Consider the following 25,198-nt stretch of genomic DNA (forward strand, 5'->3'; position numbering starts at 1 on the left):
TCAGGCCCCTCCGTGACCGCCCGCGGCGGCGACGTCGAGAGGGTTCCAGAACGGGAGGCTCGGGTGCGGGACGTGGACGCCGACGGCCATCAGTCCGTGCGCGAACAGCACGTAGCCGAGCGCGATGAACGCGAGCCCGAGAAGCCGGTGGACCCGTCTGCGGTGAACCGCGTCGACACTCTCGATGAGCGTCCCGTAGAGGAACACCGCGGGCATCGTGCCGACCCCGAGCGCCGCGAGCGCCAGCGCGCCGCTCGTCGCCGACCCGCTCGCGAACGCGTAGAGGTACGCGGGGTAGAGGATCGGGCAGGGCAACAGCCCGTGGAGCGCCCCGAGCCCCACGATCCCGGGGCCGTTCGCCAGTCGATCGACGCGCCCCGTGAGCCAGCCGGTGACGCGGTCGAGCCCCGGGAGGTGGACTCCGCCGGTCGCGCCGCCGAGCGCGTAGCGAACGCCGACGGCGACGACGGCCGCGCCGACGCCGAGGCCGACGACGCCGCGGACCGCCCCCGCCGCGCCCGTGAGCGTCGCGGTCGTGACGAGCACCGCGCCGCCGAGCGCACCGAGCGCCGCGCCGATGAGGGTGTAACTCGCCGCACGCCCGAGGTTGAACAGGGCGTGCTGGCGGACCTCGTAGGTGGTGAGGTGGCTCTCGCGCCGGCCGGACGCGGTGCCGGCGTCGGTCTGCCCGGCGTTTCCCGTCCCGCCGGTCGCGCCCCCGTCGGTGCGGCCGCCCGACCCCCCGCTCATTCGCCCGGCGTAGACGGTGACGAGCGGGCCGCACATCCCGATACAGTGGGCTCCGCCGAGAACGCCGACGGCGAGGAACAGGAGGACGTCGACTCCGAGGAGCGCCGAGAGGGCCACGGGTCACTCCTCCACGACGACGGTCCCGACCATCCCGCCGGTCTCGTGCGGGAGACACACGTAGCCGTACTGCCCGGGCACCTCGAAGGTGTGGGCGAAGCGGTCTCCGCTCTCCAACCGTCCGCCGAAGTCGCTCGACCACGCCTCTCGGGCCGCCTCCTCGCTCTCGTAGCCGCCGGACGCGAAGTATTCGGCGTCGTCGGGGATCGCGCCCTCGTAGGCGGTGACCGTGTGGCTCCGCGCGCTCGTGTTCTCCCAGACGACGGTCTCGCCGACGCCGATCGTCACCTCCGTCGGCCGGAACGCGGAGGCCAGCATCCCCACGTCGTATCCCGGTTCGCCCCCGACGCCGGCGCAGCCGGCGAGCCCCGCCGACGCGCCGGCGCCCGCGACAGCGCCGGTCCGTCGGAGGAACCGTCTGCGGTGCATATCCGTACTGCGTGCCTCAGGCGTTTCAATATCGCGGTCGCCCCCGCGGAACGGGAACGGCGAGTTCGACTCCACGGGATCACCGCTCGCCGCGTCCCGTCGCGGGAGCGTCGATCGGAGTCCGTCGACGGCGGCGAGTCGGGAGTGCAGCCCGCGTCGGGGCGTCGCGACCGTGTCCGACGCCCCGAGCGCACGGGGGGTCACCAACCTTCAAGTCGGTCGTCCGGCTCGGTAGGGGTATCCGCAGTCACGCATGTCAGGATCCTCTCTCGATCAGCAGCAGGCGCAGTTGGACAACGCGGAGCGCGAACACCTCGAAGCCGTCGTCGCCGAGATGCGCGAGCGCGTCGAGGACAACGTGCGCTACCAGCTCACGCAGCGCGGGCTCGACACGGAGCCGACCGGGCGCGACGCCCTCGACAAGGACGGCGACCTCGACGCGGAGGCGCGCCGCCTCGCGGAGGCGATCGATTTGGAGGCGGTCGACGGCGCGTCGTGGGAAGACGCGTTCGAGCAGTACGTCACGGGGGTCGGGTACACGATCGTCAATCGACTGGCCGCGCTCCGGTGTATGGAGGTGCGGGGGTTCATCGCCGAGGAGGTGACCGTGTTCACGGACGACGGGCTGACGCCCGCGGCGGAGACGCTGGTCCACGAGGAGTTCCTCCTGGAGGACGAGGCCATCCTCGCGGCGTACCGTGACGCCTGCGACGACCTCGCCGACGAGATCGAGATCCTGTTCGACCGGGACGCCGCGTACGGCCAGATCGACCCGGACGACGACACCTTCGAGGACCTGTGCGGCGCGCTGGATTCGGTGCCCGACGCGGTGTGGCGCGCCGACGACGTGCTCGGCTGGGTGTACGAGTATTACAACCGGCCGGTAGTCGAGGCGCTGGACGCGAAGAACGCGCTCGACGCCGGTGACGTGGGGCCCGCGAACCAGTTTTACACACCGCACTGGGTCGTGCGCATGCTCGCCGACAACTCGCTCGGGAAGCTGTATCTCGAAGCTGCTGACGCCGAGCACACCGTGCCGGAGCCGGGGGCGCTCGACCCCGACGACCGGAAGTCGCGAGCGGTCACGCCGGAGGACGCGCCGCGCGTCGCGGACCTCTGTACGTATCTGATTCCGGACGACGGCACACGGGACGCGCCCGACTTCGACCACCCCCGCGAACTCCGCGTCATCGACCCCGCCTGCGGAAGCGGCCATTTCCTGCTGTACGCGTTCGACATCCTCGAACGGATCTGGTGGGCGGAGACGGAACTCGACCGCGCCGAGATCCCCGCGAAGATCCTCGAACACAACCTCTACGGGGTCGACATCGACCTCCGCTCGTGTCAGCTCGCGGCGTTCAACCTCTACCTGAAGGCGCGAACCCGGGCGGCGGCCGAGGCGGACCGCGACGACGGCTTCGCGATGCCGAACCTGGGGGTCGTGGTCGCGGACGCGCGCGTCGCAGAGGTGGAGGAGGCGATCGACGTGCTCGACGATATCACGGGCGAGGGGACGGACTTGCGGGAGGCGCTGGACGACGTGATCGAGGAGTTCCAGACGACGGAGGCGCTCGGCAGCTTACTCGACGTGCAAGGGGCCCTAAAAAGCGAGTTCGAGAGCGGGCAGGCGGACGTGATGGGCTGGGACAGCGACGCCCCGAAGACGCTCAACGAGTTCCTGCGCCGACTCGAAGCCGCCGTCGAGGAGCGCACCGACGACTCCTTCGGCGAGCAGAACCTGCGGAGCTTCCTGACCCTCCTCGTCGTCCTGACGCAGGACTACGATGTTGCGCTTATGAACCCGCCGTACGGCTCGCGGGGGAGAATGCCAAAGGCAGTAACTGAATATGTTGAAAATAATTATGAATACGCTCTTGTGTAGCACATTGTTGATTTCAGAGAGTTGCTTTGACGGCGTGTTTGAGCGCTTCTCGTCCGGGTTTGCGGTAGAGTTCTCGTCTGAGTTGGAACGCTCGGAGATACTGTGTGAGGCGATCTTTTGAGATGCCTCGATGCGGCGAGAGCCATCGTCGCGCCAGCGACGCGTGGCTCTCGCAGGTGTTCACGTGGACCGTCTCGTCGGCGTACTCACCGTCTCCGTGAACGACGTATTCGCGGTCGAATTGCTCATCTTCATCAAGCGGATCGTACGCGCAAAATCCGTCGGTATAGACCGTGAGAGGCTCCTGCTGGCGGTCAGCCAGCAGGAGCCGGATCGCCGATTCGTCTGCGGATTTCGCCGGCACAACGTACCGTTGCTCGGTGCCACGATCCACGAGGACGAACACGGGCGGTTTGTCTTGATCATACGTTCCGCGTCCGCGTCGAGAGAGGCCGCGAGAGCGCGACCAGCGGTCGCGCTCGCGGCCTTTCAAGCCGGCAGAGACGTAGAACTCGTCAATTTCAACCGGGCCACGGAGATCGAGTGACGGCGCGTCGAGCGCTTCGCTGAAGCGCTCGACACGCCTGTGAATCGTTTTGTAGGTGACGTCGATTTCGCACTGTAACTGTCTGAGACTCGTGTTAAACCGCAAAAACGCGTAGATCGAAAACAGCCACTTGCGGAGTGCGATCTTCGAGTGAGCGAAGATTGTGCCGGTCTTATCGTTGAACGTGCGGCCGCAATCCTTACAGAGATACCGCTGAAAGTGCCCGTAGCTGCCGTTTCTGACCGTTCGGTCAGAACGGCAGCGAGGACAAGAAACCCCGTCACGCCAGCGAACCTGCTGTAACAGGTCCGCTGCGACCGATTCCGACCCAAACACATCCAGCGGAATCATTCGTGTCGGACACCGCTGACGCGGTGTCCTTGTCCTCTTCGACTCCACAGCGACAGCTCAGCAGTATCAACAATCTCCTACAGAAGAGCGTATGAATATATGCCGGAATATTATGTGAATTTCTTCGAATCGTGCATTAGATCTATAAAAGAAGATGGTCGTGTTGGTATGCTAGTTCCACGTTCATTTCTTTTTAATCAAACCCTCGAATCATTTCGATCTGATTTTGTCGGGGAAGGAGGTTCGTTCGACTTTCTCGCCGAGTTCGGCTATGGTGTCTTAGACAATGCGACAGTAGGGACAGCAGGCACGATTGTTCGAAAAGGAAGTCAAAAAGAAACAGATGGTACGTTCATTCGTCTCCATGACATAAATAAGGAAGATAAAGAGAAAATATATCTCAATTCTGCTTTTAATTCGGTAGAGGAAGATATCAAGCGTGTCTTTCGAGTGTCTCTCGATGAATTCCAACAGATTCCTGGAACACCGATCTGCTATTCTCTCCCTTCAAAAGCTCGCGAGTTACATAATACTAATCTAAAGATCGATCCAAGTGTACCAGGAATTGAGGGAACTGGTGTTAGCGATGTGAAGGTCGGAATGCAGACGGGAAATAACCAGAGATATGTTCGAAAACATTGGGAATTAACCGAATCTGGTTCGCGCCCATTTACCAATGCGGGAGGTGACGTTTGGGTACTACCACAGGTAGATGAAATGATAAATTGGGAGCAAAATGGAAAAAGAATTGCAAGAAATTCTAGTGCCCGATTCCAGAATTCAAAATATTATGAGAGAGAAGGGCTTACTTGGGCATATATAAAGCGAACTGGTCGTCGATTTGGTTACTATCCGAAGGGGGGAGTCTTTGGTCATGCAAGCAATATGCTATTCGCTGAAGATGGCCTGTCACCGTGGTTGCTACTCGGTGCATTAAATTCGGATCTGTTCCATGGTTTAATGCTATGTTTGACTCCAGAACGCCGGTGGGAATCAGGATATATCGGCCGCTTACCTTGGTTTAGACAATTAGAAAAGAGTGAAGAATTAGAAAAGAAAGTTCAAGAACAGTATGAATTATTCATTCAGCAGCGTGTACATGATATAAACAGTCCTTACTATATCGGTCCAGAATTGTTACCAAATTCTAAGAATAATGACTTCTGGTATTCTACACACGAACATGCCAAATTAGTTTCAATAGAACCAGGCGAGTTATTCCAGACTGGCGTGGCAAAAAATACTCTCACTGAATTAGCTCAACAAGCAGAAAATAGCGAGCGCAGTCGACGGGAGCAGATCGAGAATCTTGCTCATGAGATTGATAGTGAAATATTTGAAACACTGAACGTCCCATCAACTGTTCAAGATCAGATTAGACAAGAGATATGGCTTCGAACTGTAGAAGATCCAGAAGATCGGATAGTTGGTGAAGCTGTCGAGATAACCGAAAATTCTGAAGAATTTGAAGAGATGGTGAAAGATTTGATTCATCACTTCACCTTAGTTGCTCTTCAGGAGAACTCAGATGGAGTCATTCCAATCAGTGATGTTAATTCAGAAAATAACCTTCTCGATGAAATAATCAACCAATTCGAGCAATCATTCGGAGAAGATGCAGATGATCGACTCATCGAAGCAGATCGCGTCCTCGGCTCGCGTTCCCCCGACGAGGAGGCCTATCCGAACCTCCGCGCGTGGCTCGAAGACGACCTGTTCGACTACCACGTCTCGACGTTCGACCGAACCCCGATCTTGTGGCGGCTCACGTCGACCAGGCTCGTCTCCGATCCCACCGGCGAGGGGTTCGCCTGCCTGCTCGACTACCACCAGCTCGACGACGGGCTGTTCGACCGCCTCTCGAACCGCTACCTCGAACCGCGGAAGGCCCTCCTCCGCGAACGCCGGTCGGCGGCCAACCGCCGCCGCAACGACGAATCACTCCCGACGAGCGAGCAGGCCGCCGCCGCCGAGACGTACACCCGCTGTGAGAGCGGCCTCGAACAGATCGCCGTCCTCGAAGACCGCTTCGGCGACCTCGCCGAACCCACCCCGCGCGACTGGCCCGCGGAGGCACAGGAGACCGCCGCCGCGACCGCGGAGCGAGTCGCCGAGTTCCGCGACCGCACCGCCGATCGTCTGGACGCCCTCGATTCGCTCGCCGCTCGCGACGACGTCGACATGACCGACCTGTTCAGCCCCTCGTTTTACGAGACCGTCGAAGACAACCGCGAGGAGTGGCTCGACGCCCTCGACGACCTCGAAGCCGCCTGCAGAGCCTACGCCGCCGACGGCACAGAGCCCGTCGACGCACACCTGTACGACCTGTTCGACTACTACGACGACCTCGTCGGTTCCGACCACTACGCGAGCAACGGGATCCTGTTTCCGACCTACTACTACGACGGCCTCGCCGACGAGATCGACACCCGCTCCGACTCCGACCAGACGATGATCGGAGACAGCGTCGCCCACGGCGACGGAAGTGACGGCGTCGCCCACGGCGACGGAAGTGACGGCGTCGCTCACGGCGACGGAAGTAACGGCGTCGCCCACGGCGACGGAAGTGACGGCGTCGACACCGGCACCGGTTCCGGTCGTCGACGTCTGATCGCCGACCTCGCGAGCGATCTCGGGTCGTACGTTGATCTGGCCGCCGAGATCGGCGACGCCTGCGAGGATCTCGCCGCGGCCGAGCGGGGCGACTGGGCCGCCCGCGCCCGCGCCGAGATCACGACCGCCGGCTACCGCCCGAACCGAAAACACGGCGTCGCGATCAACGTCGCTCCGCTCGTCGACGCCGAGATCGTCCCGAAGACCGTCGACGACCACGTCGTGTGAGAGGGGAGTTCACGCCCCGAGACGCTCGTCACGCTCTCCGGAGATCGACGGCGCCGCACCTCCGCGGTCGCCCCTCGTATCGCGATCCACCGCGCGCCGAGACGGATTCGTCTCCCGTCCCCTTTAAGCGTCCGCCGACCGCGGATCGCGTGTGATCACGCTCACCTCCGATTTCGGTTCGCCGTATCCCGCCGCGATGAAGGGAGTGATCCGCCGGCACACGAGCGCAGAACTGATCGACGTCGCCCACGACCTGCCTCGCGGGGACCCGCGCGCGGCCGCGTTCTGGCTCCGGTTCGTCCTCCCGGAGTTCCCGCCCGCGGTCCACTGCGCCGTGGTCGACCCCGGCGTCGGAACCGGACGAGACGCCCTCGTCATCAGGGCGGGGTCACACGTCATCGTCGCCCCGGACAACGGGCTCGCGCTGCCGCCGTCGCGGGCGCTGGCGGCGGACGAGACGGACGTCGACGTCTGGTCGATCGCCGCTGAGGACCCTGAGAGCGCGACGTTTCACGGCCGCGACGTGTTCGCTCCGACCGCGGCGCGCGTCCACGAGGCGGTCGTAGACGAATCCGGGGACGCCCCCGACGGAGCGACCCCCTTGGCGATCGACGACGCGCTCGCGGGGATGGCCGACCTCACGGCCGCGGCCGATCCGGTCGACCTCGTCTTTCCGGAGCCGAGCGTCGAGCGCGACGACGGCGGCGACGTGACCGGCGTCGACGGCGAGGTGCTCGCGATCGACCGGTTCGGGAACGTGATAACCAACGTCCCCGGCGCGCTCGTTCGAGACCGCGACTGGGTCCGCGTCGACGGCGACCTCACGCCGGTCGTGGAGACGTTCGGTGCGGTCGACTCCGGCGAGCGACTCGTCACCGTCGGGAGCCACGGCTACGTCGAGTGCGACGTGAACGACGGCCGCGGCGACGGCGCGTTCGACATGCGCCCCGGCGACGCGGTGCGGTTCGTCGCCGACAACGTCAGTCTGTGAGCGCCGGGGAGATCAGCGGCTGTGAACGCTCAGAAATCAGAGTTCGACGCCGGAGGGAATCAGGCTCTCGTTCCGTAGGAGGTTCCCCTCGTGATCGTACACGAGGAAGGTGTCCTTGTCGTAGGCGACGAGCCGCTCGCCGTCGACGTCGATCTCGACGCGGTAGTGGGCGTCCTCGTCGCCCGCCGAGTCGCGCGCGGCGTGGATGAACGGGAGGACGTCCGTGGCGGTCTCGTTGAGTTCGAGGACGAAGTCCCCGGTGTATCGGTTCGTCACGGCGACGACGCCGTCCGGATCGTCGGCCGTTCCGAGCGGCTCGCGGAGGCGGTACGCGACGTCGATGTCGCCCGCGGCGAGCAGATCGCCGTCGCTGTCGGAGAGGCGGTCGCGCAACAGCCCGTCTGGTCCGCGGAAGTCGATGCGGACCAGGGGCGTCGCCCGGGCGTCGTCGACGCCCTCGACGGTCAGCTCGAAGTAGTCACGCCGCATTGCCTGGTCGATTCTTTGCGGTCGTCCCGTATCAACTTGACGGGCGACGTCGGCGTCGGTCGCGTCGAACCGGTCTCATCCGCGTACTCGCCGAGGGGAATTTAAATCGCCCCGGCGCATACGGCCGGTAACGAGATGGCGAGTGACACGGGGGCGACCGATTCCGGAAACAGCGTCGACGACCTCCGGCGACGGCTCTCGCGCGTGTGGGAGACGCTTCGGGGCGTGGACATCGACGTTCGCCCGTTCCGGCCGGGCGAGGACGGTCCGCTCGCCTCCTTTAGGCTCCCCGACGGCGAACGCGAGGTCGACCGCTACTGGGTGAACGCCCCGTACGCGTACGTCGTCATCACGTACGACGACGCGGACAGCGAACACCGGTACTACGCGGTCGAACCGGATTTGGACGGGTTCGAGCGCGACCTCCTCGACCGCGTCGTCGACGACATCCGCGATCCGCTCCTCCACCGCGAGGGGACCGGCAAGGCCGACGCGGCGACGCTCCGCGAGGAACTGGAGTCACTGCTCGAAAGCTACGGCGTCGACGCCGGGATGGACACCTTTCACGCCCTCGCGTACTACCTCTACCGCGACTTCCGCGGCTACGGCCGGGTCGATCCCCTCCTCAACGACCGCCACGTCGAGGACGTCTCGTGTGACGGCTACGACCTGCCGATTTTCGTCTACCACGACGAGTACACCGACGTCGAGACGAACGTCTCCTTCGGCGAACGGGAACTCGACAGCTACGTGATCCGGCTCGCCCAGCAGTCCGGTCGGCACGTCTCCGTCGGCGACCCGATCGTGGAGACGACGCTGCCGGACGGCTCGCGCGCGGAGCTCGCGCTCGGCGAGGAGGTGACGCCGCGCGGCTCCGCGTTCACGATCCGCCAGTACGCCGAGGACCCGTTCACGCCGATCGACCTCGTGGAGTACGGCACCTTCTCGATCGAGCAGATGGCGTACTTCTGGCTGTGTATCGAGCACAACAAGAGCCTCATCTTCGCCGGCGGCACCGCCTCCGGGAAGACCACCTCGATGAACGCGGTGTCGATGTTCGTCCCGCCGCGCGCGAAGGTGCTCACCATCGAGGACACGCGCGAACTCTCCTTGTACCACGACAACTGGCTCTCTTCTATCACCCGCGAGCGTCGCTACGAGGGCACTGACATCGACATGTACGATCTGCTCCGCTCCGCGCTGCGCCACCGCCCGGAGTACATCATCGTCGGCGAGGTGCGTGGTGACGAAGCCATCACCCTGTTTCAGGCGATGAACACGGGTCACACGACGTTCTCGACGATGCACGCCGACTCGATCGAGACGGTGATAAACCGGCTGGAGAACGAGCCTATCAACGTGCCGCGCGCGATGGTCCAGTCGCTCGACATCCTCTCGATCCAGACGCTGACGCGGTCGGGCGACCAGCGCGTCCGCCGTGCGAAGACGATCGGCGAGATCGGCGGTATCGACCAGCGTACCGGCGAACTCGACTACTCCTCGGCGTTCGAGTGGCGCGCGAGCGACGACGAGTTCCGGCGGAACGACTCGTCGCTCATGGACGAGATCGCCGACGAGCGCGGCTGGTCTCGCTCGGACCTCCTCCGCGAGATCGAGCGTCGCGAGCGCTTCCTCGAACTCCTCCGCGGCCTCGACGTGACCGACTACCGGACGTTCACCGCCTTGGTCAACGAGTACTACGCGGACCCGGAGCGCGTGATGGACCGGCTCGAATCGCGCGCCGGCGAGACGGGGGCCGGCCCCGGCGGGAGCGCGACGGGCGAGGATGCGCGAGACGGCAACCGCCGAACCGACGCCGTCGACGACGACGGTGTCGGACGGAAATGATCGCCTTCCTCCCGCTCGCCGTCGCGGTCGCGTTGTGTGCCGGCGTGCTGCTCCCGACGGTCAGCCGGCGCGCGGACCTGTTCGTCACGCGGCTCGCGCTGCTGGTGTTCGGCGACGCGGTCGCCCGCGACGTCGAGCGCCGCCGGCACCAGCGCGACCGGCTTCGCGCGGCGCACGTCGAGGGAACGCATCGCGTGTACGCCTCCAAGACGCTCCTGTACGCCGCCGTCCTCGGCGTCGCGGGCAGCGTCGTCGGCGTGTACGCAGTCGGCGGGCTCCTCTCGATGCTGGAGGTCGGAGAGGAGACGCTGCGCGGGGCGCTGCCCGAGGCGCTCTCGGTTCTCGCCGGGCTCGCGGGGCTCACCGGGCTGGGGCTGCCGCGGCTGTTCCTCCTCTTGGCGCTCGCCTCGGCGACTGTCGGGACCGCGCTCGCGGCGGGAACGTATTACGGCCGCTGGGAGCTGTTGCGCCAGCGCGCTCACACGCGTTCGACGGAGATCGACGCCACGCTCCCGCGGACCGTCGCGTTCATGTACGCGCTCTCGCGGTCGGGCATGGCCTTCCCGCGGGTGATGGACACGCTCGCGGAGAACGAGGCGGTCTACGGCGAGGCCGCGACGGAGCTTTCGATCGCGGTCCGCGACATGAACGCGTTCGGGACCGACGCGCTGACCGCGCTCCAGCGGACCTCCCGGCGGACGCCGAGCGACGATCTCGCCGACTTCGCCGAGAACCTCGCGTCGGTGCTCGGCACCGGCCAGCCGATCTCGACGTTCCTCAGCGACCAATACGATCGGTATCAGGAGGAGGCCGAGTCGAAACAGGAGCAGTACCTCGAACTGCTCGCGACGTTCGCGGAGGCGTACGTCACGGCACTCGTCGCCGGTCCGCTGTTTTTCATCACGATCCTCGTCGTCATTGGGCTCGTGTTACAGAACACGCTCCCGCTGCTCCGCGTGATCGTGTACGTCGGGCTCCCGCTCGCGACGTTCGGCTTCGTCGTCTACGTCGACAGCGTGGCACAGGGCGTCGGCGGCAGCGGGACCGCCACCGTCTCCGACGCGGCCGAGAGCGAGGAGGCGGACGACGACGACGCGGCGCTGCATCGGTCGGCCACGGTACAGGCCGACGGCGGTTCAACAGTTCGCGCTCCGGACGCGGTCGCCGGCGGTCTGACCGGCGACGACTCGGCCGATCCGTGGGCCGCGAGCCGCGACCGGCTCCGCGTGTACGACAGTCTCGGTCGGGTTCGAGAGTGGGTCAGAGCGCCGATCTCGGGGGTTCTCGACGAGCCGCACACGGTGCTTTTCGTCGCCGTGCCGCCGGCGGTCGTCGCCCTCCTCGCCGCGGTGTTTCCGGTGACCGGCGGAACGCCCGTCGAGGTGGTCGACCAGTTCGACACGCCGCTCGTCGTCGCGACCGCCGCCGTCCTCGGGGCGTACGCGCTGGTCTACGAGGTCGGGAAGCGCCGCGTTCGGCGGCGGGAAGCGGCGGTTCCCGACCTCCTCGATCGACTCGCCAGCGTCAACGAGGCTGGCACCTCGGTCGTCGGCGGCATCCGCCGCGTGGCCGATTCGAACCTGGAGGCGCTGACGGCCGATCTACAGCGGACGCGACGCGACATCGACTGGGGAGCGGACGTCGCGACCGCGCTGTGGCGGCTGGAGCGGCGCGTCCGATCGCCGATGGTCTCGCGGGCGATCACGCTCGTCACCAACGCGATGTACGCGAGCGGTGACATCGGTCCAGTGCTCCGGATCGCCGCCGACGAAGCGCGCGCGACGTGGTCGCTTCGCCGCGAGCGCCGGCAGGTGATGCTCACGTACCTCGTCGTGATCTACGTCTCTTTCTTCGTCTTCCTCGGGATCATCGCGGCGCTCTCGGTGTCGTTCATCCCCGCGGTCGAGGCGGCTGCGGTCCCGAGCGGCGGAGCCGACGCGGGCGGCGGTCTCCCGGGCGGCCCGTCGGGGATCACGGACGGTCTCGGCGACATCGACGGGTTCGCCTACGAGCAGCTGTTCTTCCACGCGGCCGCGGTGCAGGCGGTCTGCTCGGGACTGGTCGCCGGACAGCTCGGCGAGGGGTCCGTTCGCGACGGGGTCAAACACGTCGTCGTGCTGCTCGCGCTGACGCTCGTCGCGTTCCTGCTGATCGGTCTCACCTGATCCGTTCGTTGGCGTCGTCGCGCCGGTCGTCGTACCGGTTGTCGTGTCGTCGCGCTGGTTGTCGCATCGTCCGCCGGTTGTCGTATCGACTCACACGTCACTCGCGGCCGCTGTCACCGGACCTATACCGTCGGGTACCGACACGTCCGTATGGATCCGCAGGCGACCTACGACCGCATCGCCGCTCACTTCTCGAAGACCCGAGAGCACGCGTGGCCGGAGGTCGAGTCGTTCCTCGCGGACCGCTCGGCGGCGGTCGCGCTCGACGTCGGCTGTGGTAACGGCCGGCACACGGAGGTGCTCGCCGGGTGCTCCCGTTCCGTCCTCGGCGTGGACATCAGCCGCGGACTCCTCCGCGAGGCCGTCGAGCGCGCGCGAGATCGAGAGTTCGATGACATCGCGTCGTTCGTCCACGGCGACGCCGCAGCGCTCCCGGTCGCCGACGACGCGATCGGTCTCGCGGTGTACGTCGCGACTCTCCACCACCTGCCCACTCGGGACGCCCGCATTCGCAGCCTCGACGAACTGGCTCGCGTCCTCGACGCCGACGGGACTGCGCTGGTGAGCGCGTGGAGCACGGCACACGACCGGTTCGAGCGCGAGTCGGGGTTCGACACGACCGTCGACTGGACGCTGCCGGGCGGCGAGACGGTTCCGCGGTATTACCACGTCTACGCACCCGATGAATTCGAGGTCGATCTCGCGGAAAGCCGGCTGTCGGTCGTCGAATCGACCGTCTCCAGCGGGAACTGCTACGCCGTCGTGACGGACGGTGCCCCTTGATTATCAATATAGATACCGAAGGGTAAGCATTAATTACGCTTTGTCGCGCCCGAAGAAGCAATGAGTTCGAATCCTCTCCGTCGTCTCCTCCGCCGCGTGAGTCCCGACGTGATCACCCGGAGTTACCTCGCGAAGTTCGCGGTCGTCGTGCTCCTCATCGTCGCGGCGATCGGAGCCGTCGGTGCGGTCACCTACGCGCAGACGACTGACAGTCTCGAAGCGAGCGCTCAGCAGGACTACACGGCGGTCGCGGAACTGAGCGGCACCGAGCTCGACGTGTGGACGAGCGAGCACCGAACGACCGCTCGCGACCTCGCAGAAAGTGAGTCGCTCGGAGCCACGAGATCGCCCGAGGAAGCGGAGAGTTACCTCACGTCGCACCTCTCGTGGCAGGCGGACGACGTCGTGGCTCTCCACTTCGTCGAGCGAACGGACGGGAGGCTGGTCGCCTCGACCGACAGGGTGCGAGGTTCCACGGTCGTCGGTCAGGGCTGGATGGCCGACGACCTCCTGGTGGGAACGGACACCTACACGTCGCCGACCTACGAGATCGACGGAGAGCGGTACGTATCGTACGTCGCGCACACGCCGGGACGCAACTACCTCGTGATGGAGGTGTCGCTCGCGTCGGTGATCGGCGACCTACGTCAGCCGACGGAGGGGTCGTTCACCGCGCTCGTCGAGTCCGACGGGACGATCGGCGCGAGCGACCGCGACGGCGTCGCAGGCGAGCGGTACGCCGACGAGATGCAGACGGCGATAGTCGAGAAGTCCGATGTGGGCCACGTGCCGTCTACGACGTTCGAGTTCGCCGAAGACACCGAGTACTTCGTCGCGTACGCGCCGGTCCAGTCGGCGGAGTGGGACGTCGCGGTCCACGTTCCGCTCTCCGAGGCGTACGCGCTCTCCGGGATGATCGGCCGGAACCTCCTGTTGATCGTCGGGGTCGCGATCGTCGGACTCGGGCTGTTCGGCGCGACGCTCGGTCGCGGGACCGTCACTGAGCTGAACCGGCTCACCAGGAAGGCCCGGACGCTCGAATCCGGAGATCTCGACGTGACCTTCGACACGGAACGCCGGGACGAGTTTGGCGACCTGTACGGCGCGTTCTCGACCATGCGAGACTCTCTGCGCGAACAGATCCGGTCGGCCGAGACACAACGAGAGCGCGCCGAGACGGCGAAGGCCGAAAGCGAGGCGTTCGCCGACCAACTAAAGGCTCGAGCCGCGGCGTTCGGCGAGACGATGGACGACTGCGCAGACGGCGACCTCACGGCCCGTCTCGACGCCGACGATGACGACCCGGAGGCACTCCGGGAGATCGCCGACGGATTCAACGGCGCGATGGACGAGTTGGAGACGGCGATAGCCGAGGTCGACGCCTTCGCCGAGACGGTCGCCGAGGAGAGCGAGGCGGTCTCCGACGGCGCGGACGACGTCGCGGCGGCGGGTCGGGAGACGAGCGACGCGGTCGACGAGATCTCCGCGGGTGCGGAGCGCCAGAGCCGACGCCTCTCCGACGTGGCAGGCGAGATGGAGGACATGTCCGCGATCGTCGAGGAGGTCGCGTCGTCGTCGGAGGAGGTCGCACACACCTCACAGCGCGCGAGCGAGGCCGCCGAAGAGGGCCGTGAGGCCACCGTCAGCGCGACCGGAGAACTCCACGAGATCGAGGAGCGTTCCGAGTCCGCCGCCGAGACGATCTCGCGGCTGGAAGCGGAGATGGAGGAGGTCGACGAGATCGTCGAGACCATCTCGGAGATCGCCGACCAGACCAATCTGCTGGCGCTGAACGCAAGCATCGAGGCCGCCCGTGCCGGCGAGGCCGGTTCCGGATTCGCCGTGGTCGCCGAGGAGGTGAAATCGCTCGCCGAGGAGACCCAGGAGTCGGCGGCAGAAGTCGAGGCGCTGATCGACGAGCTTCGCGAGCGCACCGACGCGACCGTCGCCGAGATGACCGCGATCCGCGAGGGAATCGACGACGGCGTCGAGACGGTCGAGCAGGCAGAGGACGCGCTGAACGAGGTCGCAGAACGAGTGGCGGCGGCCGACGACGGCGTCCAAGAGATCTCCGGTGCGATGGACGCACAGGCGTCATCGGTCAGCGAGGTGACCGGGGCGGTCGACGATCTGGCTGGCGTGAGCCAGCAGACGACCGCCGAGGCGACGACGGTCGCGTCGACCGCCGAGGAACAGGCCGCGACGCTCGGCGAGGTCTCCGCTCAGGCGCGAGACCTGACCGAACGTGCGCGAGACCTACGACGGATGACTCAGGGGTTCGAGGTCGCGGTCGACGCCGACAGCGGCGGCGCGGAGTCGGAGTTCACCTTCGGCGCGACCGCCGCAGATTCGGACGCCGGGAACGACAGCAACCCGGAGGTCGGAGGCGGTGTCGACGCGGATTCGGACGACACGAGCGATGTCGGCGCGGAATCGGACGCCAAGAACGACGGCAACCCGGAGGTCGGAGGCGACGCCGGCGGCGCGGTGAGCGCCGACGGCGGCGTCGCTCGCGGGTCGACGGCGGTCGATGGCGTCGACGACCGGTCCGATACCGGTGTGAACGACTCGGACGAGAGCGGGGAGGACGGCGTTCGGAACGGGAGCACAGAAGAGTAGCGACGGATTCAGTCCGCGACGGTCTCGTGGCCGCTCCGTCCGTCTTCGGGGACCGGAACGACGATCTTGTAGGCCGCGTACACCCCGAGTACCGCGACCCCGGCCAGCACGACGCCGGTCCGAATCTGCGGGGAGATGAGCGGGGTCGCCACGACCTCGCCCGCCTCGTCGGTCATCGGGACTGGGCTGTACGGCTGGCCGGCGAGGATCTCGACGATCCCCATGCCGACGATGCCGAGCAGCATGAGTCCCGCGCTCAGCACCATCGCCGCTCTGTCGATGATATCGATGTTCGTCATTGGTAGTCACCTCTCAGCCGAGCAGGTATCGCAGCTTGGGATGTCGTTCGACGACATCGAGTTTCTCGATGACCGCGTCGAGCCCGTAGTACCGGCCCGCCGCGAGCACGATCATCGTCATGAACAACAGCAGGCCCATGAAGTCACTGTTGACGAGGCCGTTGCCGAAGCCCGCGTTGCCGACCCAGAACAGGACCATGAAGATGACCCCGCCGAAGGCGGCGAAACGGGTGAACGCGCCGGCGATCAGCGCGAGTCCGATCAGGGTCTCGAACAGGGGCACGCCCGGCTCGATGAGCCACGCGAGGTTGTTCCCCATCCAGACCGGGATCCCGCCGAGCGCCGTGCCCGACATCTCCTGCATGTACGCGGTCCCGTAGGTGTATGAGAGCCCGTCCTCGATGAGCTTGGTGATGCCCGCGTGGAAGAACCACCAGCCGGTGACGACGCGCAGGAACGCGATCCAGTACGCCACCCACGGACCGTCCAGGGCGAACTCGACGTCCTCGGCCAGGGGATTGCTCGATTGATATGACATGGTCGTCACCTCACGGGTGTACGTAGAGGACCTATCCCTAAAGATGCCGAGAACGGTTCTACGCGTCTGAAAACCGTTCTAAGAGCGTTGGAACGCCCCGCGATACTATGGTGTTTTATATGCGATTTGGGACGCGAGCGCCATCGCCGTCGGGAACACGGAACGTTTATCAAAACAGTTCTGCCTACGTGTAGACGCGCGCCGGTGGTCTAGTGGTAGGACCTGAGCCTTCCAAGCTCATGGCCCGGGTTCAAATCCCGGCCGGCGCACTCCCTACGGTCGTGCGCCGCCCGTACTCCCACTCACTGCGTTCGCGGGAGTCCCGGCCGGCGCATTACTGTCTCGAACGAACGTGAGAGACATAATCGCCAAGAGGAATTTGAACCCCGGAAGTCGCAGCCCGCGCAGCGAACGAAGTGAGCGAGCAGGACCGTCTTGCTCTGGTTCACAATCCCGGCCGGCGCACTCCCTACGGTCGTGCGCCGCCCGTACCCCCGCTCGCTGCGCTCGCGGGGATCCCGGCCGGCACATTTCTCGAACGAAGTGAGAGAGATCGCCGAGGTGAGCCGCGAGAACCGCTCTGGTCACCCGCACTCCAGCCGGTCAGCGATGAACTCCTCCTCGACCGGGTCGAGGTCGCGGTCGTCCTCGCGAAACGCTCGGAGTCCCGCCCGGTAGCGTTCTGTATCCTCGTCGGCCGACGCGTCGACCGGCCGGGCCAGTTCCAACTCCGCGATCCCGGTCTGTTCGCCCGTGTACGCGAAGCCGCTCTTATATAGCGCCGCGTACGCGAACGGGTTGTTGACCGCAATCTTCACCCGGTCGTAGCCCGCTCTCGAGAGCCGTTCGACGGTCCGATCGATCAGTCGCGGGCCGAGCCCCTCGCCGCGCCGCGCGACGTGAACGGTGACGTACCGGATACGACAGCAGTCCGGATCGGTGCGGTCCGGCGAGAACGAGACGGCCGCGACTACGTCGTCGTCGAACGCGCTCTCGTCGACGGCCGGTGCCAGCGGCTCGTCCGGCTCCCACCCCGGTACCGCCGGAGAGCCGTCCGGCGTCCGCAACACCGCCTTCCCCGGCTCGCCGAGGACGAACTTCCCGGCGTACGCGAACGCCCGGTAGTCGAGCCGCAGCGTGGCGTCCGACCCGGACGTGCCCACGAGCGCGAACTCCATGGCGATCGGTACGGCTCGCCCGTATATATGCGGCGGGACACGGGGGACGATTTACAGTGGTTCGACACCGAACGCCGATATGTACGGATTGGGCGACGTTCGGTTCTTCGATCGGTTGGCTCCGCTGTACGACCTCGCGATGCCGCCGGCGAACGGCGAGGCGCTGGGGGCCGGACTCGACCACGCGACGCGATCGATCGACCGCCTGCTCGACGTCGGCGGCGGATCCGGACGAGCCGCGGCCGCGTTATCCGGTCCCGAAATCATCGTCGTCGACGCCTCTCACGAGATGCTCTCGCGCGCTCGCGACGCGAGAGGCCTTTCGGCCGTCGGCGGCGACGCCGGTCGGCTTCCGTTCCGTGACGCGAGCGTCGATGCGATAACGGTCGTCGACGCCTTCCATCACCTGCCGGACCACGACGCGGCGCTTCGCGAGGCCGCCCGCGTCCTCGCGCCGGGCGGCGTGATCGTGATCCGCGAGTTCGACCCGACTCATCCGCTCGGCAGGGGACTCGTCGCCGCCGAACACGCGGTCGGGATGGCGTCCCGGTTCCGGTCTCCGAGCGAACTCTCCGACGACCTCGCGGACGCGGGGCTCGACCCGCGGATCGTCGACCGGGGGTTCGGATACACCGTCGCGGGCGTTACGGAGGAGCCGTGACCGCCCCGGTGCTCGCAAGACTGGCCGGTGCCGACGACGGGGACGCCGGTTCCGTCACGCGCGGCGGTAAGACGGACCTCGAATAACAGGGTTATGCCCGCCGCGCCGCTATCGCTGTCCGAATGCAGGACCGACAGACGCGGACCTCCAGACGGGCGGTATTGGCTTCGGCGGGCGCGGCGATCGCGGCGACGTCCGGCTGTCTCGGCTCGAGCGGCGACGACCGGCCGGCGGCGTACACGACGCCCGCGGCGGCGGAGTTCGACGCCGTCGTCGATAGCCAGTGGCTTTCGGAGCATCTGGGGGACGTACGCCTGCTCGACGTCCGCGACGGGGAGGCGTTCGACGAGAGCCGTATCCCCGGCGCGTACCACTTCCCGAACTCCGAGATGCTCGACAGCTACGCCGAGGAGACGCCGGACGGGTTCGAGGCCTCGCCCGAGGCGATCGCGTGGACGCTCTCGGAGGCGGGGATCGAGCCCGACGACGACGTGGTGGTGTACGGTGCCGACTCGGACCTCTGGGAGACGTACGCCATCTACACGCTCAACGCCCTCGGCCACGAGGGGCGGGTGAGCCTGCTCGACGGCGGGTTCACCGTCTGGGACGCCGCGAGCGAGGAGACGACGAGTTCGTCGCCCGAACCACGGGAAGCGACCTACGAGCCGGAACTCGACACCGGCGTGGTGGCGACTCGCGAGTTCGTCGCAGAGAACGTCGACGAGGACGGTGCCGCAGTCCCGATCCTCGACATGCGCTCGCCGGCGGAGTACTGGGGGGAAGACCAACGGGGGGACCTCGACCGGTTCGGCCACGTCACCGGCGCGACGAACCTCAACTTCGTCCAGAGCATCGACAGCGAGGAGGGACGTCTGCGGTCGCCAGAAGAGCTTGAGACGCTGTGGATCGACGACGCCGGCCTCTCGGCGGACGAGACGACGATCGCCTACTGTCAGACCGCCATCCGAGCGTCTGTCGGGTGGTTCGTTCTCGACCAGTTCGACTTCGAGGACGTTCGCAACTACGAGGGAAGCTGGGCCGATTGGGGAACACTCACCGAGGAGGACGGCTACTACTACACCACCGGTGAGGACACCGGCACGGTCGTCGACACATTCGCCTGAGGAGCGGTTCGGCGCCGTCGGTGGCAGGTACGTGGGGTACGGAGCCGATCACCCGCCGACCGCGTCTATCGAGGTCCAGTAGTACCCGCCGTCGTATTCGATATACGCAGCGTAACACTCCGTGTCTAGCAGTCGTGGTCTCTCGTACACGTCGTGGCTCCCGCTATCGTCGGAATCGGCGTTCAGATTCCCTATCGCATTTTCGATTTCCTCTTGTGCTCCCTCAGGGAGATCCTCGAAGCGACAGCCGTTGTCGGGCTGTTCGACGTCCTCTCTCGAGACGGTGATCACGTACGAGGGCTGGTCGCGATCCGTTTCAGTGTCGTCGACTGTTGAATTACCGGACGCAGTACGATTCGGTGCCGTCGTGTCGGCGGTGTTGTCAGCTGGTTCCACGCCTCGGCTCAGACACCCGCTGAAACCGGTGAGAATCCCGCTGTGTGCCAAAAGCGCTCTGCGCTTCATGGGACGATTCGAATACGAACGGATGTATGCTTTCGGAGGGGTTTTAAACGAGAACGGCAGTAGGCGGTGAAAAGCTGTTGGCGCCGCAGACGGCACTGTCAGCGGTCTCGTGCTCGGGATCCCGTCGCCATCGCCCATAAACAACCGCCGACGGCGAGGACACCGCCGGAAACTGTCTCGTCGGTGGTTTCAGTCCTGTGAAGGACCGTGCGCGGCGTGGTCGTGGTCGTGCACGCCGTCGTCGCCCGACTCGTCGTGCGTGTGCTCCTGTCCGTCGGAGCCCGTCTCACCGAGCACCTCCGCGCCCTCGCCGTCGATCATGTCCATATTCTTGAGATTATCGCGCTCCTCGAAGTCCTCGACGGCCGCCATCACGTCCGCTTGAGTGATCGTCATCCGGTCTTCGGTGAGCGCACCGAGGACGGCCTCGCGGAGCACCATCCGGAGGTCCGATCCCGTGAGTCCGCTCGTCCGGTCCGCGACCTCCGCCGGGTCGAAGTCGGCGATCTCCATCTCGCGGGTGACGACGCGGAGGATGTCGGCGCGCATGTCGCGATCGGGCTTGGGGAAGTTGACGATCTCGTCGAACCGCCGCCACGCGGCCGCGTCGAGCTGATCGGGGTGGTTGGTCGCGCCGATGAGGAGGACCTCGTCGCGGATCAGCGACACCTCGTCGATCGACTTGAGCAGGGTGTTGACGGCGCGCTTCAACGCGGCGTGTTCGTCCGAGCGGCGGGTCTTCGCGACGGAGTCGAACTCGTCGATGAAGAGGATACACGGTGAGAGACGCTTCGCAACCTCGAAGGTCTTCTCGACGTTTTTCGCCGTCTCGCCGAGGTACTGGCTCGTGATCATCGAGAGTTTGACCTCGACGAACGGGAGCCCGAGTTCGTGTGCGAGCGCGCGAGAGACCGTCGTCTTCCCGGTTCCCGGCGGGCCGACGAACAGCAGCTTGCCGATCTCGCGGAGCCCGATGCTCGCGAGGTACTCGCGGTGTTCGATCGCTTTCACGATCTTCTGGATCTCCCCCTCCTGATCGCCGGTGAGCACGAGGTCCGCGAGCGTCGTCTCGATCTCTTCGGGCGCGCGGACGTTGACGAGGTCGAGCATCTCGGCGTCCTCTTCCTCGTCGAAGTACTCGTCGAGCAGGGCGTCGATCCAGACGCGATCGGCCTGGACCGGGCGGACGTTGTCCCGGGACTCCTCGTGGGTCACCGGCGCGTCGAGGTCGTCCGCGTCGGCGAGAGCGGCGACGATCGTCGGGTTGGCCCCGATCCGGTCGTCGTCCGCGCGGTCGACGTACCACTCAAGCGCCATCTCGGGCTGGGTCAGCGATATCTCGCCGGAGAAGTCGGTGCGCTGGGTGAACAGCAGCTCCGAGACGGCTTCCCACGGTCGGTCGACTCCGGTAGCGGTTCGAGTCACCCCGTCGGTCGCCTTCAGCGGTCGCTCGACGCCGCCCGGCGCGTCCTCGGCCGCGTCGTCGGACCAGAACACCTGACGGAACCTGGGTGGCAGGTCGTTTTCGTCGAGATCGCGGTTCTCGGTGTAGAGGTGCGTCGTCAACACGAACTCGACGACGTCGAGCGCCGGATCACTCATCCGCGCGAGATAGCCGCGGGACGCGGTTAAGCGCGTCGGACTTCGCCCGTCCGAAAGAACCGAACGTCCGCTCGGTCACTGACCGGCGTATCGAACGCTTATTATCCCTGGTGAGAGACCGGTGTAGCATGAGCTTCGAGGACGTAGGGGACGCCGACGACGCCGTCGGCGGAGCCACACGCGACGACACCGGTGCGGCCGCCACCGACGCCGACGACGCGGGCGGGACGGCCACCGGCGGCGACGTCACCGACGCCGGCCACGAGAACGCACGCCAGGACGTGATCGCCGTCGACCCCGACGACGTCGAGCAGGGGACGGTGAACCGGCTCGACGCTCACACCGGCGACGGGATCCGGCACCGCGCGTTCACCTGCCTCGTGTACGACACCGACGGGCGCATCCTGCTCGCACAGCGCGCGCCGACGAAGCGGCTCTGGGACGGCCACTGGGACGGAACGGTCGCCTCCCATCCCGTCGAGGGACAGTCACAGGAAGACGCGACCGCACAGCGGCTCGAAGAGGAACTGGGTATCACGCCCGATCAGTACGACGACCTCCGGATGACGGACAAGTTCGAGTACAAGCGCTATTACCCCAACGAGGGCGTCGAGTGGGAGGTCTGTGCAGTGTTGAAGGTCACCCTCGAAGACGCCGAACTCGACCCCGACGACGAGGAGATCGGCGGCATGCTGTGGGTCGATTACGATCACCTCCACGAGAACCCGGCGCTGTACCGACAGCTCCGACTGTGTCCGTGGTTCGAGATCGCGATGCGGCGCGACTTCTCCTGAGGCGGACCGCCGCGCGTTCGGACCGCGCCTCCGCAACCGAAGCGGCGAGTTGAAGGCGCGCGGGCGACTCGGTTCGAGACATGACCGTCGTCGTCGTGCTGGCGAAACCGCCCCGCGAGGGGCTCGTCGCGACCGGGATCGCGGAGTCGACGCCGCTGTCGGCCGCCGAGGCCGCCGAACTGTACGAGTCGCTGTTCCGCGACGCCGTGCTCGCAGTCGACCGTTCCGGCGGCGACCTCCTCGTCAACTATCCCGTCGACGACGACCTCCCCGCCGAGTATCGCACCGACACGACTCCGGAGGCCGAACTCCGCACACTGGTCGCCGACACTCTCGGCGGCACCGGAGACGCTCGGTTCGAGCGGCAGGTCGGATCGTCGTTCGGCGCGCGCGCCGGCAACACCGTCACGCACCTGCTGCGCGAGGAGAACGCGGACTCCGTCGCGGTCGTCACGCCGAGCGCGCCGCTGCTCTCGCGGACTCTCGTCGACTCGGCCGCGATGAAGCTCCGGACGAACGAGGTCGTGCTCGGACCCTCCACTCGCGGGCGGACCTACTACGCGGGGTTCACGGAGCCGATTGACTTCGACGGGGCGTTCGCGCCCCCGAGCCTCCCGACGCTGGCGGCGCGCGGGCGCGACGCCGACCTCGACGTCGAGTTCGTCGAACCGTCCCCGTCGATGGTCGACGGCGACGACCTCCTCGACGCCCTCCCCGTGTTGCGCGCGCGGTTCGCGGCCCAGCGGGTCGTCCCCGACTACACCGCCGCGTTCGTCCACGACCACGGGCTCGACGTGGTCGTCGAAGACGGCGAGCCGCGCGCCGTGCGCGATTGAGTCGGCGGGTGGAGTCCGCCGCCGGCGACGTGTGGGGCGGATCGGAGCCTCACCCGCGGATTGATATGCGGACGGCCGTTTGCTGTACGACATGGTGACTGGGGTGCTGTTGTCGGACGCCGCGCACCTCGCGGTCGGTGCCGCGCTCGTCGCCGGCGCGGTGCTCGCCGTCTACGCGGTCGACCGCCCCGACGGCGCGTGGACGCGAGCACTGCGGTCGCGGCTCCTCTACGGCGTCCCGTGGGGGACGCTCGTCTCGCTCGCGGTCGTCCTCGCGGTCTACCTGTTCGTCCAGAGCGGGATCGGGAACCCGTACCGGCCCGTCGTGATCCCGTTTCGGTCGTGGTCGTACTTCTACCCCGAGGGGCTCCTGTGGGCCGGACTCGCGCACTCCGGTCTGGGTCATCTCTCCGGAAACCTCCTGTCCGCGCTCGTCGCGGGCGGCGTCGCCGAGTACGCCTACGGCCACGCTCCGGGCGGACGCGACCTCCGTCGCACCGCCTCGATCGAGGAGAACCTCCTCGACGAGTCGGCCGGCGACCGCGCGCTCGTCTCGCACCCGTACGTCCGCGCGTTCGTCGTGGTACCGGCGGCGATCCTCGGGTTCGCGGTCCTCTCGTCGCTGTTCGTGCTGGGGCCGGTGATCGGGTTCTCGACGGCCGTCTTCGCGCTCTGGGGGTTCGCCCTGGTCCACTACCCGGTCCGGACGCTGGCGGCGCTGACCGGACCGACGCTCGCGAACGTCGCCTACTGGACGCTTCGGAGCCCGGTGGCGACCGGCGAAGCGAGCGGCTCGTACGGCCCGCCGGGGTGGGCAAACGTCGCCGTACAGGGCCACGCGCTCGGCCTTATCGTCGGCGCGCTCGCCGCGGTGTGGCTCGTCCGCCGGCGACGCGAGCGGGGGACCGGCGTCGGCACCGACGCTGGTTCTCACGACGACGGGCGTTCGGGGACCGCCGCGCTCGCCGCGTTCGGGGGAATCCTGCTTTTCGGCGCGTCACGCCGCCTCTGGGCGGTGTACTGGTACCTCGGAAACGAGCAGTTCGAGCTGTACCGCGCGCTGGGGATCGGGCTGCTCGCCGTGCTCGCGGGCGTCGTCGCGGTCGCCGTCGCCGGCCGCGACGAGCCGCTGTGGCCGGACCGAGCCGTCTCCCGCCCCGAGACGGTTCGAGACGCGGTTCGGTCGGCGACGCCGGCCGCCGTCGGGACGCTCTGTCTCGTCGCCGCGCTCGCCGCCGTCGCCGGACCGGGAATCCCCCCGAACCTCGTGACCGTCGACGACGGGGAGCTTCCGGGCGATCCGATCGAAGTCGAGGGATACCAGATCACCTACGCGGAGAACGTCGAGAACCGGCTCGTGAGCGTCGTCGACGTCGAGGCGTTCGGCCGGTCGACGTCGGTGAACACCTCGGGGGTGATCGTCGCGAACCCCGACCGGGAGATCTGGACCACCGCGGTCTCTCGCGGGAACATGGCGTTCTGGGGGTACCGCGCCGTCGACGTGGGCGGGACGGGCCGACGAGCGACCGTCTGGGTCCAGCGGACGGGGTGGGTCACGACCGACGGCACCCCGGCGTACCGGGTCGACGCCGTCAGAAACGAGACGCGCTCGACGCTGTTCACCAGCGATCCCGCGCGCGTCGACGGCCGGATCGACGGCCGGAACGTCACCCTCGCCCCCGTCGATCGCGGGTTCGAACTGCAGGTCGAACACGAGGGGGCGACCGAGGCCGCGCCCGTGCCGGGAGCAAACGAGTCGGTGACGGTACGGGGGGTCTCGTTCGTCCGAGAGGAGACTCGAGTGTACGCCGAACGGGGCGAGACGCGGGTACAGATCGCCAGGGAGGAGCGCTACGAGGGGCGACAGTAGAGGCGGGACGCGCCGCGAT

The 25,198-nt window shown here is 66.6% G+C and carries 20 protein-coding genes, 1 tRNA gene and 1 pseudogene; 13 read left to right on the forward strand and 9 right to left on the reverse strand.

Features of this window, described 5'->3' with window-relative positions; all coding sequences use genetic code 11:
* Both ACZ45C_RS09930 and ACZ45C_RS09935 read right to left on the reverse strand, forming a co-directional pair.
* The gene (locus ACZ45C_RS09930; protein ID WP_460562108.1) at positions 1 to 867 is read right to left on the reverse strand and encodes a sulfite exporter TauE/SafE family protein; all 867 of its coding nucleotides are present in this window, start codon (positions 865 to 867) and stop codon (positions 1 to 3) included.
* Positions 868 to 870: 3 nt separating this feature from the next.
* Positions 871 to 1,296 (reverse strand): cupredoxin domain-containing protein, encoded by a 426-nt coding sequence (locus tag ACZ45C_RS09935; protein WP_460562117.1) that lies wholly within the window; start codon positions 1,294 to 1,296, stop codon positions 871 to 873.
* 253 nt (positions 1,297 to 1,549) lie between these two features.
* Between ACZ45C_RS09935 and pglX (ACZ45C_RS09940) the strand changes: the two are divergent.
* Positions 1,550 to 3,166: pseudogene (gene pglX / locus ACZ45C_RS09940) on the forward strand (BREX-5 system adenine-specific DNA-methyltransferase PglX); the annotation flags it as partial.
* Positions 3,167 to 3,191: 25 nt separating this feature from the next.
* Here pglX (ACZ45C_RS09940) and ACZ45C_RS09945 read toward each other — a convergent pair.
* Complete coding sequence (locus ACZ45C_RS09945; RefSeq protein WP_464374315.1) at positions 3,192 to 4,076, reverse strand: IS1595 family transposase; 885 nt, start codon at positions 4,074 to 4,076, stop codon at positions 3,192 to 3,194.
* Between the two features lie 72 nt (positions 4,077 to 4,148).
* Between ACZ45C_RS09945 and pglX (ACZ45C_RS09950) the strand changes: the two genes are divergently transcribed.
* Both pglX (ACZ45C_RS09950) and ACZ45C_RS09955 read left to right on the forward strand, forming a co-directional pair.
* On the forward strand, positions 4,149 to 6,917 hold the full coding sequence (gene pglX, locus ACZ45C_RS09950; RefSeq protein ID WP_460559148.1) for a BREX-5 system adenine-specific DNA-methyltransferase PglX: 2,769 nt from the start codon (positions 4,149 to 4,151) through the stop codon (positions 6,915 to 6,917).
* Between the two features lie 151 nt (positions 6,918 to 7,068).
* The gene (locus tag ACZ45C_RS09955; protein WP_460558856.1) at positions 7,069 to 7,908 is read left to right on the forward strand and encodes an SAM hydrolase/SAM-dependent halogenase family protein; all 840 of its coding nucleotides are present in this window, start codon (positions 7,069 to 7,071) and stop codon (positions 7,906 to 7,908) included.
* 36 nt (positions 7,909 to 7,944) lie between these two features.
* Here the strand turns inward: ACZ45C_RS09955 and ACZ45C_RS09960 are convergent, their stop codons facing one another.
* Positions 7,945 to 8,397: a DUF5793 family protein gene (locus tag ACZ45C_RS09960; protein WP_460558858.1), complete on the reverse strand. Its 453-nt coding sequence runs from the start codon at positions 8,395 to 8,397 to the stop codon at positions 7,945 to 7,947.
* Between the two features lie 135 nt (positions 8,398 to 8,532).
* Between ACZ45C_RS09960 and ACZ45C_RS09965 the strand changes: the two genes are divergently transcribed.
* The 4 genes from ACZ45C_RS09965 (at position 8,533) to ACZ45C_RS09980 (ending at position 15,812) form a co-directional block, all read left to right on the forward strand.
* Positions 8,533 to 10,245, forward strand: coding sequence for a type II/IV secretion system ATPase subunit (locus ACZ45C_RS09965; RefSeq protein WP_460558860.1), 1,713 nt, complete (start codon positions 8,533 to 8,535; stop codon positions 10,243 to 10,245).
* Positions 10,242 to 12,410: a type II secretion system F family protein gene (locus ACZ45C_RS09970; RefSeq protein ID WP_460558862.1), complete on the forward strand. Its 2,169-nt coding sequence runs from the start codon at positions 10,242 to 10,244 to the stop codon at positions 12,408 to 12,410. Before ACZ45C_RS09965 ends, ACZ45C_RS09970 begins: the two co-directional genes overlap by 4 nt.
* 150 nt (positions 12,411 to 12,560) lie before the next feature.
* Positions 12,561 to 13,193, forward strand: coding sequence for a class I SAM-dependent methyltransferase (locus ACZ45C_RS09975; protein ID WP_460558864.1), 633 nt, complete (start codon positions 12,561 to 12,563; stop codon positions 13,191 to 13,193).
* A 60-nt stretch (positions 13,194 to 13,253) separates the two neighbouring features.
* On the forward strand, positions 13,254 to 15,812 hold the full coding sequence (locus tag ACZ45C_RS09980) for a methyl-accepting chemotaxis protein (protein ID WP_460558866.1): 2,559 nt from the start codon (positions 13,254 to 13,256) through the stop codon (positions 15,810 to 15,812).
* An 8-nt stretch (positions 15,813 to 15,820) separates the two neighbouring features.
* Here ACZ45C_RS09980 and ACZ45C_RS09985 read toward each other — a convergent pair whose 3' ends face one another.
* The gene (locus ACZ45C_RS09985) at positions 15,821 to 16,111 is read right to left on the reverse strand and encodes a hypothetical protein (protein WP_460558868.1); all 291 of its coding nucleotides are present in this window, start codon (positions 16,109 to 16,111) and stop codon (positions 15,821 to 15,823) included.
* A gap of 13 nt (positions 16,112 to 16,124) precedes the next feature.
* Entirely contained in the window at positions 16,125 to 16,649 is a 525-nt protein-coding gene (locus tag ACZ45C_RS09990) for a DoxX family protein (RefSeq protein WP_460558870.1), read from the reverse strand.
* Positions 16,650 to 16,847: 198 nt separating this feature from the next.
* On the opposite strand from ACZ45C_RS09990, the gene ACZ45C_RS09995 reads away from it, so the two are divergent.
* Positions 16,848 to 16,918, forward strand: a tRNA-Gly gene (locus ACZ45C_RS09995).
* A gap of 315 nt (positions 16,919 to 17,233) precedes the next feature.
* Here the strand turns inward: ACZ45C_RS09995 and ACZ45C_RS10000 are convergent.
* Positions 17,234 to 17,827 (reverse strand): GNAT family N-acetyltransferase, encoded by a 594-nt coding sequence (locus tag ACZ45C_RS10000; protein WP_460558872.1) that lies wholly within the window; start codon positions 17,825 to 17,827, stop codon positions 17,234 to 17,236.
* A gap of 79 nt (positions 17,828 to 17,906) precedes the next feature.
* Here ACZ45C_RS10000 and ACZ45C_RS10005 point away from each other — a divergent pair, with 79 nt between their 5' ends.
* Both ACZ45C_RS10005 and ACZ45C_RS10010 read left to right on the forward strand, forming a co-directional pair.
* Positions 17,907 to 18,488 carry a class I SAM-dependent methyltransferase gene (locus tag ACZ45C_RS10005; RefSeq protein WP_460558874.1) on the forward strand — a complete coding sequence of 194 codons (582 nt, stop codon included), beginning with the start codon at positions 17,907 to 17,909 and terminating at the stop codon, positions 18,486 to 18,488.
* A gap of 122 nt (positions 18,489 to 18,610) precedes the next feature.
* Complete coding sequence (locus tag ACZ45C_RS10010; RefSeq protein ID WP_460558876.1) at positions 18,611 to 19,612, forward strand: sulfurtransferase; 1,002 nt, start codon at positions 18,611 to 18,613, stop codon at positions 19,610 to 19,612.
* 48 nt (positions 19,613 to 19,660) lie between these two features.
* Here ACZ45C_RS10010 and ACZ45C_RS10015 read toward each other — a convergent pair whose 3' ends face one another.
* Complete coding sequence (locus tag ACZ45C_RS10015; protein WP_460558878.1) at positions 19,661 to 20,008, reverse strand: hypothetical protein; 348 nt, start codon at positions 20,006 to 20,008, stop codon at positions 19,661 to 19,663.
* Positions 20,009 to 20,266: 258 nt separating this feature from the next.
* Entirely contained in the window at positions 20,267 to 21,679 is a 1,413-nt protein-coding gene (locus tag ACZ45C_RS10020) for an ATP-binding protein (RefSeq protein WP_460558880.1), read from the reverse strand.
* A gap of 128 nt (positions 21,680 to 21,807) precedes the next feature.
* Here ACZ45C_RS10020 and ACZ45C_RS10025 point away from each other — a divergent pair, with 128 nt between their 5' ends.
* The 3 genes from ACZ45C_RS10025 to ACZ45C_RS10035 all read left to right on the forward strand — a co-directional run bounded on the left by ACZ45C_RS10025 (position 21,808) and on the right by ACZ45C_RS10035 (position 25,179).
* Positions 21,808 to 22,473, forward strand: coding sequence for an NUDIX hydrolase (locus ACZ45C_RS10025; RefSeq protein ID WP_460558882.1), 666 nt, complete (start codon positions 21,808 to 21,810; stop codon positions 22,471 to 22,473).
* An 80-nt stretch (positions 22,474 to 22,553) separates the two neighbouring features.
* A complete protein-coding gene (locus tag ACZ45C_RS10030) occupies positions 22,554 to 23,309 on the forward strand; it encodes a DUF2064 domain-containing protein (RefSeq protein ID WP_460558884.1) in 756 nt (251 codons plus the stop codon).
* 91 nt (positions 23,310 to 23,400) lie between these two features.
* Positions 23,401 to 25,179, forward strand: a complete 1,779-nt coding sequence (locus ACZ45C_RS10035; RefSeq protein WP_460558886.1) for a rhomboid family intramembrane serine protease — start codon at positions 23,401 to 23,403, stop codon at positions 25,177 to 25,179.
* Positions 25,180 to 25,198: the final 19 nt, after the last annotated feature.

This window comes from Halorubrum pallidum, assembly GCF_055380345.1.

What these genes read in the sequence shown, in the direction of transcription:
- ACZ45C_RS09935 (WP_460562117.1), bottom strand. Translation starts at nt 1,296, where the DNA reads ATGCACCGCAGACGGTTCCTCCGACGGACCGGCGCTGTCGCGGGCGCC.
- ACZ45C_RS09945 (WP_464374315.1), bottom strand. Translation starts at nt 4,076, where the DNA reads ATGATTCCGCTGGATGTGTTTGGGTCGGAATCGGTCGCAGCGGACCTG.
- ACZ45C_RS09960 (WP_460558858.1), bottom strand. Translation starts at nt 8,397, where the DNA reads ATGCGGCGTGACTACTTCGAGCTGACCGTCGAGGGCGTCGACGACGCC.
- ACZ45C_RS09965 (WP_460558860.1), top strand. Translation starts at nt 8,533, where the DNA reads ATGGCGAGTGACACGGGGGCGACCGATTCCGGAAACAGCGTCGACGAC.
- ACZ45C_RS09970 (WP_460558862.1), top strand. Translation starts at nt 10,242, where the DNA reads ATGATCGCCTTCCTCCCGCTCGCCGTCGCGGTCGCGTTGTGTGCCGGC.
- ACZ45C_RS09975 (WP_460558864.1), top strand. Translation starts at nt 12,561, where the DNA reads ATGGATCCGCAGGCGACCTACGACCGCATCGCCGCTCACTTCTCGAAG.
- ACZ45C_RS09980 (WP_460558866.1), top strand. Translation starts at nt 13,254, where the DNA reads ATGAGTTCGAATCCTCTCCGTCGTCTCCTCCGCCGCGTGAGTCCCGAC.
- ACZ45C_RS09985 (WP_460558868.1), bottom strand. Translation starts at nt 16,111, where the DNA reads ATGACGAACATCGATATCATCGACAGAGCGGCGATGGTGCTGAGCGCG.
- ACZ45C_RS09990 (WP_460558870.1), bottom strand. Translation starts at nt 16,649, where the DNA reads ATGTCATATCAATCGAGCAATCCCCTGGCCGAGGACGTCGAGTTCGCC.
- ACZ45C_RS10000 (WP_460558872.1), bottom strand. Translation starts at nt 17,827, where the DNA reads ATGGAGTTCGCGCTCGTGGGCACGTCCGGGTCGGACGCCACGCTGCGG.
- ACZ45C_RS10005 (WP_460558874.1), top strand. Translation starts at nt 17,907, where the DNA reads ATGTACGGATTGGGCGACGTTCGGTTCTTCGATCGGTTGGCTCCGCTG.
- ACZ45C_RS10010 (WP_460558876.1), top strand. Translation starts at nt 18,611, where the DNA reads ATGCAGGACCGACAGACGCGGACCTCCAGACGGGCGGTATTGGCTTCG.
- ACZ45C_RS10020 (WP_460558880.1), bottom strand. Translation starts at nt 21,679, where the DNA reads ATGAGTGATCCGGCGCTCGACGTCGTCGAGTTCGTGTTGACGACGCAC.
- ACZ45C_RS10025 (WP_460558882.1), top strand. Translation starts at nt 21,808, where the DNA reads ATGAGCTTCGAGGACGTAGGGGACGCCGACGACGCCGTCGGCGGAGCC.
- ACZ45C_RS10030 (WP_460558884.1), top strand. Translation starts at nt 22,554, where the DNA reads ATGACCGTCGTCGTCGTGCTGGCGAAACCGCCCCGCGAGGGGCTCGTC.
- ACZ45C_RS10035 (WP_460558886.1), top strand. Translation starts at nt 23,401, where the DNA reads ATGGTGACTGGGGTGCTGTTGTCGGACGCCGCGCACCTCGCGGTCGGT.